Source organism: Nostoc cycadae WK-1 (genome assembly GCF_002897135.1).
In the GTDB taxonomy this organism is placed as follows: domain Bacteria; phylum Cyanobacteriota; class Cyanobacteriia; order Cyanobacteriales; family Nostocaceae; genus Nostoc_B.
The window spans coordinates 1-1,221 of record NZ_DF978484.1; the positions used below are offsets into that span (position 1 = coordinate 1).

Here is a 1,221-nt window from a genome sequence, read left to right on the forward strand (position 1 = left end):
TAAGTAAGTCGGTGGAAAAATTTACAGGTATGTAACAAACAGTTAAGCAGAAGAAAGAGAGTTAAATCTTACACGTTGCGTACTATAGTTTGCTTTTTCTCCTCGTGTTTGAACTCCATCAATCACAGCGTATGCGAGGTCTAACTCGTCCTCAAAGGTTTTCGAGGCTAATTCATCTTTTTTAAGGTGTTGCCATTCCAATTCAATCGGGTTCATTTCCGAACAATATTTAGGTAAAAAGAAGATATACAAACCCATTTCTTCCCACTTTGACCACAATTGCTGAACTTCACGGCATCGATGTATTGGGCCGTTATCCTGTACGACGACTCTGATGCGTCCTGTCTTTTGGGCATCAGTAGCTTCTTGCTCCATCATCTGGATATAGGATTTTCGTGAAACACCACCAATCACCAAACCGTAAACAAAGCTGATTAATGGTTGCAGAAAGCCAATAATACTTAATCTTCGACCTCGACGCTTACTTTGCTCTAAACGTTTTTGTTCTCCTCGGAAATAGTAGCTATAACTTGGTTCACTCCAAGCACAAAATCCAGATTCATCGACATACTTTAAATCTATTTCTCCCACAGCAGCAGATAATTCCAGCATTTCTAAGTCTGCCTGTTTGATTTGTTGCAATACTGGGTCTTGTTTTCCTTTGTGGCTTTTCCTAGTTCGTTTCCAAATGACCCCCTTTTTTTGAGTACCCGTCTCAACCAGTCGGGACTTAAATTAATCGAACGTTCTTGTTCTAATTTTTGAGCTAGTTGAACACTGTTGTATGTGCGTGGTTCTTGTTCTAAACACTCTTCTAAAAACTTGATGTCCGCTTCTGTCCACTTGGGTTTTCTTCCGCGCCCTGGTTTAGACCAAAGTCCGTCTAACCCTAGCTTTTTCCACTTATGCAAAACTTCTCTTACTGTTTGTTCAGTCCAATTAAAGTGAGCCGCTATCTTCTCTACATACCAACCATGTGCGCTCAATCTAATCACGGATGCTCGGTCTTTTACTTTTTGGGGTACATCTGCCGTTCTCAGGTTGAAAAGAGTTTTATCTTGTTGTGGAGTTAGAAATACCCTTAAACGGCTGCCCATGTCTTTGTTACCGTGCTAGATAGAACATACGTATTTACTTATCTTCACATAGTTTGGTTTTTTTAAGTCGTTCTACTTAGCCATCGTCTGTCACTTTCCGTAGAGAGAAAATAGTAAACAAGTA

General features: G+C 40.1%; 1 protein-coding gene. It reads right to left on the minus strand.

The window, feature by feature from the left end; all coding sequences use genetic code 11:
• Window positions 1–42: 42 nt before the first annotated feature.
• Window positions 43–1,097 (minus strand): IS630 family transposase gene (locus NCWK1_RS28985; RefSeq protein ID WP_245895026.1). Its coding sequence is split into 2 segments (ribosomal slippage): window positions 43–702 and window positions 705–1,097, totalling 1,053 coding nucleotides; the frame shifts between segments, so codons are not numbered across the junction.
• Window positions 1,098–1,221: the final 124 nt, after the last annotated feature.